The sequence below is a fragment of the Actinomadura sp. HBU206391 genome (genome assembly GCF_014323665.1).
Taxonomy (GTDB): domain Bacteria; phylum Actinomycetota; class Actinomycetes; order Streptosporangiales; family Streptosporangiaceae; genus Actinomadura_C.
The window spans coordinates 1-13,961 of the sequence record NZ_JABVEB010000145.1 but is presented as its reverse complement, the minus strand read 5'-3'; the positions used below and the strand labels follow the sequence as shown (position 1 = coordinate 13,961).

Below are 13,961 nucleotides of genomic sequence, written 5' to 3'. Positions count from 1 at the left end.
GAGCAGTGGCCACCGCTGAGCTTGTGGATCTCGATGACCTCGGGGTAGTCGCCGGCGGTTCCGGTCTTCAACAGGCACCTGCCGGGAGCACACCGCAGCTCCACGAAGGCGAGAAGAGGGTGACCGGCACGACGCGGGTCGATCTCAGCGCGGTAGCCCATGATCACCCCTGACTCCTCGAGCCGGCGTACCCGGTCGGCGACCGCGGGGGCGGAGAGATTGATCCTGCGGCCGAGTTCCTTGAGCGACAGCCGGCCGTCGGATTGGAGCTCCTTGAGGATCTGCCAGTCGAGTTCGTCGAGAGGTTTTTCCGATCGAAAGGCCATCCGTTCGGTACTCCTTTGAAGGAAAGGCGAGCTGTCGCGGATGCCGTTCGTTAGGCATTCGAATCGTCCCGACGCCTCTCTAGCATCCAAGATCGTGGATATCACGATGAACGAGGCTCCGGCCGGCGTTCGCAGAGGATCGATGGTCGCGTTGTTCGCGGCCGTGGCGTTCATGAACACCGGCATGGTCGGAGCGAGCACGGCCGGCACCCTGATCGCATCGCACGGCGAAGGGCCGGGGTGGAGCGGATCGCCGAACGCCGCCGGTGTGCTGGGCACCGCCCTCGGAGCCCTCGCGTCGGGCGTCCTGATGGCGCGGCGTGGCCGGCGGTTCGCCCTGCTGACCCTCTATGGGCTCGCCGTGGCGGGCGCCGTGCTGGCGTTCGCCGGCGCCGTGGCCGCGACGCTGCCCGCGTTGCTCGCGGGAATGGCGCTGCTCGGTCTCGGCAATGGCGGAGCACAACTCTCGCGGTACGCGGCGGCCGAGCTGTACCCGGCGGAACGAAGGGGCTTCGGGCTCTCCGTCATCGTCTGGGCCGGGACCGTCGGTGCCCTGGCCGGCCCCGCACTGATCGCCCCGGCCGCTCGAGCGGCGGAACGGCTGATGCTGCCGGGACTCTCAGGTCCGATCGCGGCGTCCGCACTGGTGACCGCCGCTGCGGTGGCGGCGACCGCGCTGCTGCCACGCACGGTCACCGCCCAGGGCACGGAACGTCCGCCAGGACTGTCGCTGTCGATGGTCGGCACCGCATTGCGGCGTCCCCTCGTGCGAACGCCGCTGGTGGCCATGATGGCGGCACAGATGGCCATGGTCGCGGTGATGACGATGACCCCGGTCCAGCTGCACCTGCACGGCCACGGGCTCGACGTCGTGGGATGGGTGTTGAGCGCTCACCTGATCGGGATGTTCGCGCTGGCGCCGCTGTCGGGCTGGATCGCCGATCACTGGGATGGGCGCGTGACGATCGGCTGCGGCATCGCCGTGCTGATGACCGCCGCCACCACCGCGATGGCGGCTCCCACCGCGCACGCCTCCGGGTTGCCCCTCGCGCTGTTCCTGCTCGGATACGGCTGGAACCTGATGATCGTCGGTGGCAGCAGCCTGCTCTCCGGTCACCTCGTGGCCGAGGAACGCACCCAGGTGCAGGGGGTCGTGGACGCGCTGGTCTGGAGTGCTGCGGCCATCGGCAGCCTGGTCGCCGGGCCGCTGTTCGGGAGCGGCGGCTATTCCCTCGTCGCGGCGCTGGCCGGAACGCTGGCCCTCGCTTCGCTGGCGCCGCTCGCCCGGCGGCGCTGATCTGAGGATCGCCCGGCGGACGGCTGAGGATCGCCGGGTCACCGGCCCGAGGACGAACGAACCCCTCCCCGGCCGGGTGAGCGGTCGGAGAGGGGTCCGTCAGGGTCGGAAGAGGGTCAGGCGAGGCCGAGTTCGGCCTCGAAGCCGCCCTCCTCGAGGCGGTGCTTGATCGTCCCGAGGAAGCGTGCGGCGTCGGCGCCGTCCACGAGCCGGTGATCATAGGTCAGTGCGAGGTACAGCATGGAACGTACCGCGATGACCTCACCGAGTTCGGGATCGTCGATGACCGCGGGCCGCTTCACCACGGCGCCGGTGCCGAGGATGGCCACCTGCGGCTGGAAGATGATCGGCGTGTCGAACAGCGCGCCACGGCTGCCGGTGTTGGTCAGCGTGAACGTGCCGCCGGTGAGCTCGTCCGGGCTGACGTTGCCCGCACGGGTCCGATCCGCGAGGTCGGCGATCTTACGAGCGATGCCGACGAGGTTCAGCTCACCGGCGTCCCTGATCGTCGCCGCGAGAAGTCCGCGCTCGGTGTCGACCGCGAAGCCGAGGTGTTCGGCGTCGTAGTACGTCACCTCGTTCTTCTCGGCGTCGAGCACCGCATTGAGCTTCGGATGCGCCTTCAGCGCCTCGATGGTCGCGAGCGCGAAGAACGGCATGTACGTCAGCTTGACGCCTTCGCGGGCCGTGAACTCCGCCTTGGCACGGTCGCGCAACCGGGCGATCTTGGTTACGTCGACCTCGACCACGCTCGTGAGCTGCGCGGAGGTCTGCAGTGACTCCACCATGCGCCTGGCGATGGTCTGCCGCAGCCGCGACATCTTCTCGGTGGTGCCGCGCACCCGGGTGGCCTCCGCCGGCGGAGCGGCGGGTGCCGACGCCTTGGGTGCCGCCGGAGCCTGCCGCGCGGGCGCGGCCGGGGCCTGCGGAGCCGCGGCGGGCGCGGTCTGCTGCGCCTGCCGGGCGGCCTCCTGAGCCTGCTGGGCCTGCTGGGCCCGCTCGGCTTCCTGAGCCTGCTGGGCCTGCTGGGCGCGGGCCGCCTCGAGCACGTCCTGCTTGCGGATGCGCCCGCCCACGCCGGTGCCCTGCACCGACGACAGGTCGACGCTGTGCTCGGTCGCGAGCTTACGGACCAGCGGCGTGACGTACGGGCTCTCGCCTGAAGGCGCCGTGGCCTGAGGCTGAGGCGCCTGGGCCTGAGGTGCCTGAGCGGGCGGTGCGGCCGCGGCCGGAGCCTGCGGGGAGGCGGGCGGCCATGGCGCGGGCGCCGGGGCCTGCTGTGGCGCGGCCGACGGTGCGGGGGCCGCGGCCTGGGGCTCGGGTTCGGGCTGGGGCTCGGGTTCCGGCTCGGCCGCCGGAGCCTCCTCCTGCTCCTCTACGGCCGCGGGGGCGGCGCCGTCGCCGGAGGCCTCACCCGACTGATCGATGATCGCGAGCTCTGCCCCGACCTCGACGGTCTCGTCCTCGGCGACGGTGATGCTGCTCAGAATGCCCGACGCCGGTGAAGGAATCTCGGTGTCGACCTTGTCGGTCGATACTTCGAGGAGCGGCTCGTCGGTCTCGACCGACTCGCCCTCCTTCTTCAGCCAGCGGGTGACGGTGCCTTCGGTGACGCTCTCACCGAGCTGCGGCATGGTGACGGAGACCGGCATGGCTCTCAGCGACTCCTTAGAGATACTGGTACGGGGCGTTCAGCCGTGCACATGCAGCGGCTTTCCGGCGAGCGCGAGATGTGCCTCGCCGATCGCCTCGGACTGTGTCGGGTGGGGGTGGATCAGCTGTGCGACCTCCGACGGAAGGGCTTCCCAGTTGTAGATGAGCTGGCCTTCGGCCACGAGCTCACCCACCCGGCTGCCGACCATGTGGATGCCGAGAACGGGACCGTCCTTGGCGGCGATGACCTTGACCTCGCCCTGGGTCTGCAGGATCTTGCTCTTGGGGTTGCCCGCGAGGTCGTAGGTGACCTCGATGGTGTCGTGGCCCCGCTCCTTGGCCACCGCGGTCGTGATGCCGACCGAGGCGACCTCGGGCTCGGAATAGGTGATGCGGGGAACGCCGTCGTAGTCGATCGGGGCGGGGTTCAGGTCGCCGAGCCGCTCGGCCACCAGGATGCCCTCGGCGAAGCCGACGTGGGCCAGCTGCAGCGTCGGGATGAGGTCGCCGACCGCCGAGATGGTGGGCACGCTGGTCCGGCAGTACTCGTCGACCTTGACGAAGCCGCGCTCGACCTCGACGCCGACCTGCTCGAAACCGAGGTCCTGCGAGACCGCCCCGCGACCGACCGCGACGAGCAGGATCTCGGCGTCGATGGTCTTGCCGCCCTCGAGGGTGACCGACACGCCGCCGTCGTTGGGCTTGGCGCTCTCGAAGCGCACGCCCAGCTCGTACTTGATGCCGCGCTTGCGGAACGCCCGCTCGAGCCGCTTGGAGCTGGACTCCTCCTCGAGCGGAAGGAGATGGGGGAGCGCCTCCACGATCGTCACCTCGGCGCCGAAGGAGCGCCAGACGCTCGCGAACTCCACGCCGATGACGCCGCCGCCGAGGATGATCACCGAGGACGGCACCCGGTCGAGTTCGAGCGCGTGGTCGCTGGAGATGATCCGGTCACCGTCGATGTCGAGGCCGGGCAGCGACTTGGGCGCCGAGCCGGTGGCGAGGACGATGTGGCCGCCCTCCACCGTGCTGGTCTGGCCGTCGCCGCCGGTCACCTCCACCTGGGTGGGGCCTGCGAGCCGCCCCGTGCCCTCGATGATGGTGATCTTCTTGCTCTTGAGCAGGCCGGTCAGGCCCTTCACCGTGGTCGTGACGACCTTGTCCTTGTACGCGTGGACGCCGGCGATGTCGATGCCCTCGAACTGCGCCTTGATGCCGAAGGTCGCGGCCTCGCGCGTCTGGTCCGCCACCTCGGCGGCGTGCAGGAGGGCCTTGGTCGGGATGCAGCCGCGGTTCAGGCAGGTACCGCCTAGTTTGTCCTTCTCGATGAGCGCGACGCTCATGCCGAGCTCAACGGCCCGTAGGGCACACGCATAACCGCCGCTGCCACCACCTAGGACGACGATGTCAAAGGGGCCGCTATTCGCCACGGGACGCTCCTTGTCCGGTATTCACTTGCCGTGAAGGCAATCTTTTCACTTGTCGGCTCCGGAGGCGTTCGCGGGGGTCTGTGCCGTCACAGGGTCCCCGCTGCGACGTCCTCCGCGATCTGGACCAGCGTACGAGTCGCGGCGCCGGTCCCGCCCTTGGGTGTATATCCGTAGGGCTCGCCCTTGTGGAAGGACGGACCCGCGATGTCAATATGCGCCCAACGTGCCTCGCCGGGGATGAATTCCCTGAGGAAGACGCCCGCGACGAGCATGCCGCCCCATCGCTCACCGCTGATGTTGGCGATGTCCGCCACCGCGGAGTCGAGACCCTTGCGCAACTCCCCGGGCAGCGGCATCCCCCATGAGGGCTCACCGGCGCGCTCGGCCGCAGCGACCACCTTCTCACGGACGTCGTCGTCGTTGGCCATAACACCGGCAGTACGCGTGCCGAGGGCGACCAGCTGGGCGCCGGTGAGCGTGGCGACGTCGACGATGAGGTCGGGGTCGTCCTCGCCGGCGCGGACGAGGGCGTCGGCCAGGACGAGCCGGCCCTCGGCGTCGGTGTTGAGGACCTCCACCGTCTTGCCGCCGTAGATGGTGAGCACGTCAGATGGCCGCTGGGCGGTGCCGCTCGGCATGTTCTCCGCCATGGCGAGGTAGCCGACCACGTTCACCTTCGGCGCCAGCCCGGCGACCGCCTTCAGCGCCCCGAGTACGGCCGCTGCGCCGCCCATGTCGGACTTCATCCAGTCCATTCCCTCGGCGGGCTTGAGCGACAGGCCGCCGGAGTCGAACGTGATGCCCTTGCCGACGAAGGCGACGGTCTTGTCGGCCTCCGGGTGCCGGTAGGCGAGCCGGACCAGCCGCGGCGGGTTCACCGAACCCTGCCCGACCCCGACGATGCCGCCGTAACCGCCCTCGACCAGCGCCTTCTCGTCGAGCACCTCGATGTCGAGCCCGGCATCGGTCGCCACCTGCGACGCGACGCCGGCGAAGTCCTCGGGGTTGAGGTCGGACGGCGGGGTGTTCACGAGGTCCCGGACGAGCTGGACCGACTCGGTGAGAACGCGGGCCCGCTCGAGAGCGTCCGCTCCATCGGTGGCCTGCGTCAGGACGGTGAGCTCGTTCACCGGGCCCTTGTCCTGGTCGCCCGTGCGGTACTTCAGGAACGAGTAGTTGCCGAGCAGCGCGCCGGTCGCGACCGCGCCGATCTCGTCGGCCGTGCCCGCCGGCAGTGCGAGGCCGACCCGCGCGGTTCCGGCCAGTGAACGGACCGCGGCGCCGGCGGCGCGGCGCAGGCTCTCGGCGTCCGTGGCGGCTCCGGCGGTCTCACCCAGCCCGACGGCGACGACGACGGGCGCGGTGAGCCTGGTCAGCGTCGGCAGTTTGGTGACCTCCCCCGCCTTGCCGCGTGCGCCCATGGCGCTGAGGATCTCGATGAGCCGCCCGTCGTACGCCCTGTCGACGTCCTCGGCCCCCGGAGCGAGGGCCGCGCCGGAGTCGGTGGAGAGCACGCCGACCACGATGGCGTCGACGTCGATGGCCGGCGATGATGTGCTGGCTAGGTCAATGGTCGTCACGTAGTCCGATGTTAGTGCCCACTCAGCCGAGGTTTGCCCGTTTGATCACGCGATCCCGCTCTCACCGCGCCCCGGCCCGCGGGACGCGCTCATGCGGGTCATGTCCTCTCGGCCCATGGCGCGCCGCGCTCACGCGAGGGCGGTGACGAGCAGGGCGGCGGTGACCGCGGTCTCGGCCAGCGCTCCGAGAACGTCTCCCGTGACGCCGCCGAGCCTGCGCAGGAGGTGCCGGCGCAGTAGCCGGGCGGTGACGAGCCCGGCCAGCACCGCCGCCGGCAGGACGGGCGATCTCTCCACCACGGCGAGGGCGACCGCACCGGCCAGGACGGCACCGGTCACGGCGGCCGCGGCGGCGGCGGGGACGCTCCCGGCCACGGCCGCTCCGAGGCCGTCGGGCCGCGCCGCCGGCACTCCGCGGCGGCAGGCCCAGGTCAGCGTCAGCCGCCCCGTCGCCGCCGCGACGACGATCGCCGGCCCGCCGATCCCGTGTTCGCTCGCGGCCGCCAGCGCGGTCACCTGGACCAGCAGCGTCAGCACCAGGGTGACGACGCCGAACGGCCCGATGTCGGACCGGCGCATGATCTCCAGGGCGGCGGCCGCCGGCTTTCCGCTGCCCAGCCCGTCGGCGACGTCGGCGAGCCCGTCCAGGTGCAGACCCCGGGTCAGCAGGCCGCCGGCCGCGGTCGTCAGCGCCGCCGCGAGCAGGACCTCGCCGGTGAGCTCGCGCGCGGCGACCAGCACGGCGGCCTGGAGAACCCCGATCAGTGCGCCGACCGCGGGTGCCCAGAGCATCCCGGCCCGCGCGACCTGCCGGTCCACCCGGCTCACCCGGACGGGGATCACCGAGAGGGTGCCTGTCGCGAAGCGCAGGCCGTGAAGCCAGGTCGACCGGGCCGGCGTCCAGGTCACGAAAGGTCCAGGGTCCGGCCCGCCACGACGAGGGCGGTCTCCTCGGATTCGGCGGCGAGGCGCTGGTTGAGCCGGCCGAGGAGGTCGCGGAAGATCCTGCCCGCCTGCGAGGTGGGCACCAGCGACAGGCCCACCTCGTCGCTCACCGCCACGACGCAGGCCTCCGTCGTCCGCCACGTGTCCACCAGTTCGTCGATGCGCGGGCCTATCGCATCGGGCATCGCGTCCGGCGTGTCCCAGCCGCCACAGGCGTCCATGGCCGCCGTCAGCCAGGTGCCGAGACCGTCGACGAGCACCGCGCCCGAGGCGCCGCGCAGGACGTCCGCCACGTCCGCCGTCTCGGCCGTCCGCCACCAGGACGGCCGGCGCTCCCGGTGCGCCGCGATCCGGGCGCTCCACTCGGGATCGGCGTCGTCCACCCGGGCGGTCGCGACGTACGTCACGTCCGGATGCGCGGCCAGCCGCAGCTCCGCCTCGCGTGACTTCCCGGACCGCGCGCCGCCGAGGAGAAGGCTGCGGTACGGCCCGCGGCGCGGCCGGAGCCACCAGCCGAGCCGGCGGTCGAGCTCGGCCGGGCTCGCGATCCGGTGGTCGACGTGCACGGCCAGGACCTCGGTGGCCGAGGTCACGGCCCCGCTGTTGCGGAGCCGGCCCAGGTGGTCGGGGCGACCGACGAGGTCGAGCAGCGCTGCGTCGTAGCGGGCACCCGGAGCGGGCTCGGGCGCGGTTCCCGCTCCGGACGCGTACAGGATGCGTTCGCCGCCCGGCGCGCGGACGTCGTAGCCGCCGGGGACCTCTCGCCGGGAGCACTCCTCGAGCGGTACTCCGTCGACGAGCACCAGGGTCGGCCGACGCGTGTCACCGGAGGCGCGCAGCCGGCCGCACGACGCACAGCGGCAGCCGGGTTCCGGCCAGCCGCGCGGCCCGGCCGCGCCGAGCAGGTCGATCTTCATGTCCCGGCACTCTACGGGGGCGTCCCCGGCACCGGCCGCGAGCCCATTAGGCTCGCTCACACCTAGAAGGATGGGGTGAGCCGATGCCGTGGAGCTGGCGCTTCGAGAAGGCCGACGGTCGTCCGGTCGATGCGGGACTCCCGAGAGAGACCTTCACGACCCAGGCCGACGCGGAGACGTGGCTGGGGGAGAGCTGGCGTGAGCTCGCCGAGGGCGGCGTCGATCAGGTGACGCTGCTCGAGGACGACGTCGAGGTGTACGAGATGAGCCTGCACCCGCGCTGATGATCGCGGCTTCTCCCCGGCCGGTCGCGGAGGCCGCGGGGCCGTACTGTGGCTCGGCCGGGGAGAATCCGGCCGGGGAGAGGCGGCGTGGTCCCTAGGGACGCCGTGCGGGGCTGACGGTCTTGCCGGGGTCGCGCTCGACGACCGCGCCGAGCACGTCGTCGATGCGGCTCAGGATCTCTGCGTCGAGTTTCACCCCGGCCGCCTTCACGTTGTCGCGCACCTGCTCGGGGCGTGATGCGCCGATGATGGCCGCCGACACGTTGTCGTTCTGCAGCACCCAGGCCACCGCGAGTTGCGCCATGGACAGGCCCACCTCGTCCGCGATCGGCTTGAGCTCCTGCACCCGGGTGAGGAGATCGTCTTCCAGCCACCGGCCGATGAAGTCGGCGCCGCTGGCCTGGTCGGTGGCGCGGGAGCCGGCCGGCGGGGCGGCGCCGGGCAGGTACTTGCCGGTGAGCACGCCCTGGGCGATCGGCGACCAGACGATCTGGCCGACGCCCTCCTTTTCGCAGAGCGGCACGACCTCGGACTCGATGACCCGCCAGAGCATGGAGTACTGCGGCTGGTTGGACACGAGCCGGTCGAAGCCCATCTCGTCGGCGATCCGCAGGGCTTCGGCGATCTCGTCGGCACGCCACTCCGAGACGCCGACGTACAGGACCTTGCCCTGCCGCACCAGGTCGTCGAAGGTCTTGAGGGTCTCCTCGAGCGGGGTCTCGTGGTCGAAGCGGTGCGCCTGGTAGAGGTCGACGTAGTCGGTCTCGAGGCGGCGCAGCGACCCGTGGATCGACTCGGTGATGTGCTTGCGGGACAGCCCACGGTCGTTCGGGCCCGAGCCGGTCGGCCAGTAGACCTTCGTGAAGATCTCCAGACCCTCGCGGCGCTGCCCCTTCAGCGCCCGGCCGAGCACTTCCTCCGCGCGGGTGCCCGCGTAGACGTCCGCCGTGTCGAAGGTCGTGATCCCCTCGTCGAGCGCCGCGTGTACGCAAGCGTGGGCGGCCTCCTCCTCGACCTGGGAGCCGTGCGTGATCCAGTTGCCGTACGCGATCTCACTGATCTTGAGGCCGCTACGGCCGAGGTTTCTGAACTCCATGGAGCCGACCCTAACCGGCACGCCGAGCCGGCTCGGCCGCGCACCCGGTGCTCAGACCTTGCCCTTGTCGCCCGGCCGGAGCCGGGGGTTCGGGATGCGCAGGCGGCGGAGCTGCATCGAGCGCAACGCCGCGTACATGCCGACACCGCGCTGCTCCTCGCCGGGGAACCTCTCTGCGGCGAGCTTCTTGACCTGCCTGCTGATGAGCAGGCCCTCGATGAGGGCGAGGGCCAGCAGCACCGGGAAGGCCAGCGGCACGATCAGCTTCGCGAACAGGTACGGCAGCAGGCTCAACATGAACATCACGATGAACGCCCACATCAGATAAGAGCCGATGGTGCGCCGGGCGTCGACATAGTCCCGGGCGAGCGCCCGTACGGGGCCGCGGTCGCGCTTCTGGAGGTATTTGTCCTCGCCGCGGGCCGCGCCCGCACGAGCCTTCGCCCGCTCCTCTGCCTGGCGAGAGCGCACCTTGCGGTAGGCCTCTTTGCGGTCCTTGGGGGCGGTGATCGGCTGGCGACGGCGTTTCTCGGCCTCGCTGCGCTTGGGCGTGGGTCGGCCCTTCCCCCCGGGTTTGACGACCTCAGGGGTTTCCACGGGGGCGGGTTCACTACGGCGTCGGAACACGGAGATCAGGGTACCGCCCGCGAACCTCATGGCTGCCTCGTGCGTTAACGCGTAGGGTGATACCAATCCCAGCAGTGGCTCCCCGAGCAAGTGGGCACAGGCAGTTGGGCACGAACATCACGAAGGGACCGGCCGCGCGCGATGAGCGTGATGAAGCGAATGTCGATGATCTTCAAGTCCAAGGCGAACAAGGCCCTGGACCGGATGGAAGATCCTCGCGAGACCCTCGACTATTCCTACCAGCGACAGCTCGAGATGCTGCAGAAGGTCCGCCGGGGCGTCGCCGACGTCGCGACCTCTCGCAAGCGGCTCGAACTGCAGATACAGCAGCTTGAACAGCAGCAGAACAAGTTGACCGAGCAGGGCAAGAAGGCACTGCAGGTGGGCCGCGAGGACCTCGCGCGAGAGGCGCTCACCCGCCGGTCGGGCCTGGACGGTCAGCTCTCGGACCTGCGCCAGCAGTACACGAACCTGCAGGGCGAAGAGGAGAAGCTGACCCTCGCCTCGCAGCGGCTCCAGGCCAAGGTCGACTCCTTCCGCACCCGCAAGGAGACGATCAAGGCCACCTACACGGCGGCCGAGGCGCAGACCAAGATCAACGAGGCGTTCTCCGGCATCTCCGAGGAGATGGGCGACGTGGGTCTGGCGATCCAGCGCGCCGAGGAGAAGACCGAGACCATGAAGGCCCGGGCCGGCGCGATCGACGAGCTGCTCGCCTCGGGCGCGCTCGAGGACTTCTCCGGGCCGCGCGACGACATCCAGGCGGAGCTCGACCGGGTCGGCGGCGGCGCCGACGTCGAGCTCGAGCTGCAGCGCCTCAAGGGCGAGCTCGGCCAGGGCGAGGCGCCCAAGCAGCTCGACCCCGGAGCCCCCAAGCCGCAGGCGAATCCCCAGCAGGCCCAGCACCCCCAGCAGAGCCAGTGGCCGCAGCAGCCGGGAGGCCAGGGATGATCGTCCGCATCATGGGGGAGGGCCAGCTCGACGTCGCGAGCGACGATCTGTCGGCCCTCAACGCGCTCGACAACCAGCTCGAACTGGCGATCGAGTCCGGTGACGAGACCAAGTTCCGCGCGGCCCTGCACACTCTGCTCGACAGCGTGCGCAAGGTCGGGCGGCCGCTGGCGGAGGACAGCCTGGAGCCGTCCGAGCTGATCCTGCCGCCCGCGGACTCGGACATGGAGGAAGTCCGCGCCATGCTGGGCGACGAGGGCCTCATCCCGGAGTAGCCGGGCGAAGCCGCTGCGGCCGACACCGGTGCAGCCCCACCGGTGCGGCTCGCGTGGCTTTCCGCTGGTCCCGCGACCGGCCGACTACGGCAGGGCGAGCATCTGGTCGAGGGCGACCCGCGCGTAGTGCGCCGTCTGGTCGTCGACCTGGATCCGGTTGACGACCTCGCCGGTGGCCAGTGACTCCAGCGACCAGACCAGGTGCGGCAGGTCGATTCGGTTCATGGTCGAGCAGAAGCACACGGTCTTGTCGAGGAACATGACGTTCTTGTCCGGGTGAGCGTTCGCCAGCCTGCGGACCAGGTTGAGCTCGGTGCCCACCGCCCACGAGGATCCGGCCGGTGCCGCGTCGAGAGTCTTGATGATGTACTCCGTCGACCCGACCTGGTCGGCGGCGAGCACGACCTCGTGCTTGCACTCGGGGTGCACGAGCACGTTGACGTCCGGCACGCGAGCCCGTACGTCGTCCACGCTCGCCTTGGCGAACCGGCCGTGCACCGAGCAGTGCCCCCGCCAGAGGATCATCTTGGCGTCCCGCAGCTGAGCCGTGGTCAGTCCGCCCTCCGGACGGTGCGGGCTGTAGACGACGCAGTCGTCGAGCGCGAAGCCCATCTCGAGTACGGCCGTGTTGCGGCCGAGATGCTCATCGGGCATGAACAGGACCTTCTTGCCCTTGGCGAAGGCCCAGTCGAGGGCCTGCTTGGCGTTGGAGGACGTGCAGACCGTGCCGCCGTGCCGGCCGACGAACGCCTTGATGTCGGCCGAGGAGTTCATGTAGGTGACCGGCACCACATCGCCCGCCACCCCCGCGTCCTCGAGGACCTCCCAGCACTCCTCGACCTGGTCGTAGGTGGCCATGTCGGCCATGGAACAGCCGGCCGCCAGGTCCGGCAGAACGACCTGTTGATGTTCGGCGGTGAGGATGTCGGCGGACTCCGCCATGAAGTGGACGCCGCAGAAGACCACGTAAGGCGCGTCGGGACGTGCCGCCGCCTCACGGGCCAGCTTGAACGAGTCTCCCGTCACATCGGCGAACTGGATGACCTCGTCGCGCTGGTAGTGGTGGCCGAGAATGAACAGACGGTCGCCGAGGGCCGCCTTGGCGGCTCTGGCCCGTTCCACGAGGTCCGGATCCGAGGCGGGAGGCAGGTCGCCGGGACACGAGACCCCGCGCTCGCTGGCCGGGTCGGCCTCGCGGCCCAGCAGCAGCAGCGGAAGTCTGTCGATCTCTGGGGTGGTGGTCATCGGGGGGCTCCCTCCCACGACGCACTTATCGTCCATCTGACGACTAATGGTCCCACACGTGGGGAAGAGCTCCGTCACCGGGCGGCGATGAGTGAGCGTCGCCACATAGACTGTGGGGGTCCGCAGGCCGTATCCGCGGAATGATCGCGGTGCGGGGTACGTTGTCTATCTACCGGAGACTGGACAGTGTCTTCGGCAATGTCCTCGAATGACAGCCAACTCCAAGCACAACAACGCGAAGGTCGCCGATGGCGGCGGAGCTGAACCGGGAGCCAACAGATGACGGTTTCAGGCGAGACCACGCACGAGACCACTCAGCAGGGAGTCGTCCTCACCGACGCCGCCGCAGAGAAGGTCAAGAGCCTGCTCGAGCAGGAGGGCCGTGAGGACCTGGCGCTGCGCGTCGCCGTCCAGCCGGGCGGCTGCTCCGGCTTGATCTACCAGCTTTTCTTCGATGAGCGGGACCTGGACGGCGACCAGGTCCACGCCTTCGGCAGCGTCAACGTGGTCGTGGACCGGATGAGCGCCCCTTACCTGGGCGGCGCCACCATCGACTTCGTCGACACGATCGAGAAGCAGGGCTTCACGATCGACAATCCGAACGCCACGGGTTCGTGCGCCTGCGGCGACTCCTTCAACTGAGTCCGCCGCGGTCGGGCGGACCGATGTGTTTCATGATCGGCCCGGGTGATCACGCGCAAGGCGCGTGGTCACCCGGGCCGATCTGTGATCGGGGCGACGTCGGACGGGTTCGGCGCGGTGGTTGACGCGCTAATCTTCGGACCCGTATTCAGCTGGGTTGACATAGCCGGCCAATAGCCGGACGACACAGACGAGGAGAGCGACGCCGTGCGCATCGCCGTGACTGGCTCCATCGCCACCGATCACCTGATGACCTTCCCCGGAAAGTTCACAGACCAGCTCATCCCAGACCAGTTGCACAAGGTCTCGCTGTCCTTCCTCGTGGACGAGCTGGAGATCCGGCGTGGCGGCATCGCCGCCAACATCTGCTTCGGCATGGCCTGTCTCGGCCAGCGTCCGATCCTGGTCGGAGCGGTGGGCAACGACTTCGCCGACTACCGGTCGTGGCTCGAGCGGCACGGAGTCGACACCTCGTCCGTGCACATCTCCGAGGTCCGTCACACCGCCCGGTTCCTCTGCACGACCGACGACGAGCACAACCAGATCGCCTCGTTCTACGCCGGTGCGATGGCCGACGCCCGCGAGATCGAGCTGCAGCCGGTCGCCGATCGCGTCGGGGGCATCGATCTGGTCGTGATCAGCCCGAACGACCCCGACGCGATGCTGCGCCACACCGAGGAGTGCCGCACCCGG

15 protein-coding genes are annotated in these 13,961 nt (G+C 70.2%); 6 read left to right on the top strand and 9 right to left on the bottom strand.

Annotation, left to right across the window (positions count from 1 at the left end; translation table 11 throughout):
• A partial coding sequence (locus HKK72_RS27810; RefSeq protein WP_187237395.1) for an Lrp/AsnC family transcriptional regulator occupies positions 1–326 on the bottom strand: 326 nt, incomplete at its 3' end.
• Positions 327–420: 94 nt separating this feature from the next.
• Here HKK72_RS27810 and HKK72_RS42385 point away from each other — a divergent pair.
• A complete protein-coding gene (locus HKK72_RS42385; protein WP_222721207.1) occupies positions 421–1,623 on the top strand; it encodes an MFS transporter in 1,203 nt (400 codons plus the stop codon).
• Between the two features lie 116 nt (positions 1,624–1,739).
• Here HKK72_RS42385 and HKK72_RS27800 read toward each other — a convergent pair whose 3' ends face one another.
• The 5 genes from HKK72_RS27800 to HKK72_RS27780 all read right to left on the bottom strand — a co-directional run bounded on the left by HKK72_RS27800 (position 1,740) and on the right by HKK72_RS27780 (position 8,208).
• A complete protein-coding gene (locus tag HKK72_RS27800; protein WP_187237394.1) occupies positions 1,740–3,275 on the bottom strand; it encodes a 2-oxo acid dehydrogenase subunit E2 in 1,536 nt (511 codons plus the stop codon).
• Between the two features lie 39 nt (positions 3,276–3,314).
• On the bottom strand, positions 3,315–4,706 hold the full coding sequence (lpdA, locus tag HKK72_RS27795; protein WP_187237393.1) for a dihydrolipoyl dehydrogenase: 1,392 nt from the start codon (positions 4,704–4,706) through the stop codon (positions 3,315–3,317).
• Positions 4,707–4,792: 86 nt separating this feature from the next.
• Positions 4,793–6,286 carry a leucyl aminopeptidase gene (locus HKK72_RS27790; RefSeq protein ID WP_187237392.1) on the bottom strand — a complete coding sequence of 498 codons (1,494 nt, stop codon included), beginning with the start codon at positions 6,284–6,286 and terminating at the stop codon, positions 4,793–4,795.
• A gap of 129 nt (positions 6,287–6,415) precedes the next feature.
• Positions 6,416–7,195 carry an adenosylcobinamide-GDP ribazoletransferase gene (locus HKK72_RS27785; protein ID WP_187237391.1) on the bottom strand — a complete coding sequence of 260 codons (780 nt, stop codon included), beginning with the start codon at positions 7,193–7,195 and terminating at the stop codon, positions 6,416–6,418.
• Entirely contained in the window at positions 7,192–8,208 is a 1,017-nt protein-coding gene (locus tag HKK72_RS27780) for a bifunctional adenosylcobinamide kinase/adenosylcobinamide-phosphate guanylyltransferase (RefSeq protein WP_315987472.1), read from the bottom strand. Before HKK72_RS27780 ends, HKK72_RS27785 begins: the two co-directional genes overlap by 4 nt.
• A gap of 23 nt (positions 8,209–8,231) precedes the next feature.
• On the opposite strand from HKK72_RS27780, the gene HKK72_RS27775 reads away from it, so the two are divergent.
• Positions 8,232–8,432 (top strand): hypothetical protein, encoded by a 201-nt coding sequence (locus HKK72_RS27775; protein WP_187237390.1) that lies wholly within the window; start codon positions 8,232–8,234, stop codon positions 8,430–8,432.
• Between the two features lie 94 nt (positions 8,433–8,526).
• On the opposite strand, the gene HKK72_RS27770 is transcribed toward HKK72_RS27775, so the two are convergent.
• Together HKK72_RS27770 and HKK72_RS27765 are read right to left on the bottom strand one after the other, a co-directional pair.
• Entirely contained in the window at positions 8,527–9,528 is a 1,002-nt protein-coding gene (locus HKK72_RS27770; protein WP_187237389.1) for an aldo/keto reductase family protein, read from the bottom strand.
• Between the two features lie 51 nt (positions 9,529–9,579).
• Complete coding sequence (locus tag HKK72_RS27765) at positions 9,580–10,155, bottom strand: DUF3043 domain-containing protein (RefSeq protein WP_315987471.1); 576 nt, start codon at positions 10,153–10,155, stop codon at positions 9,580–9,582.
• A gap of 141 nt (positions 10,156–10,296) precedes the next feature.
• Between HKK72_RS27765 and HKK72_RS27760 the strand changes: the two genes are divergently transcribed.
• Together HKK72_RS27760 and pspAA are read left to right on the top strand one after the other, a co-directional pair.
• Positions 10,297–11,106: a PspA/IM30 family protein gene (locus HKK72_RS27760; protein WP_187237388.1), complete on the top strand. Its 810-nt coding sequence runs from the start codon at positions 10,297–10,299 to the stop codon at positions 11,104–11,106.
• A complete protein-coding gene (gene pspAA / locus HKK72_RS27755; protein ID WP_187237387.1) occupies positions 11,103–11,381 on the top strand; it encodes a PspA-associated protein PspAA in 279 nt (92 codons plus the stop codon). Before HKK72_RS27760 ends, pspAA begins: the two co-directional genes overlap by 4 nt.
• A gap of 84 nt (positions 11,382–11,465) precedes the next feature.
• On the opposite strand, the gene nadA is transcribed toward pspAA, so the two are convergent.
• Positions 11,466–12,626, bottom strand: coding sequence for a quinolinate synthase NadA (nadA, locus tag HKK72_RS27750; RefSeq protein ID WP_187237386.1), 1,161 nt, complete (start codon positions 12,624–12,626; stop codon positions 11,466–11,468).
• A 279-nt stretch (positions 12,627–12,905) separates the two neighbouring features.
• Here nadA and HKK72_RS27745 point away from each other — a divergent pair, with 279 nt between their 5' ends.
• Both HKK72_RS27745 and HKK72_RS27740 read left to right on the top strand, forming a co-directional pair.
• Complete coding sequence (locus HKK72_RS27745; protein ID WP_187237385.1) at positions 12,906–13,268, top strand: HesB/IscA family protein; 363 nt, start codon at positions 12,906–12,908, stop codon at positions 13,266–13,268.
• A 207-nt stretch (positions 13,269–13,475) separates the two neighbouring features.
• On the top strand, positions 13,476–13,961 hold a 486-nt coding region (locus HKK72_RS27740; RefSeq protein ID WP_315987470.1), incomplete at its 3' end, for a PfkB family carbohydrate kinase.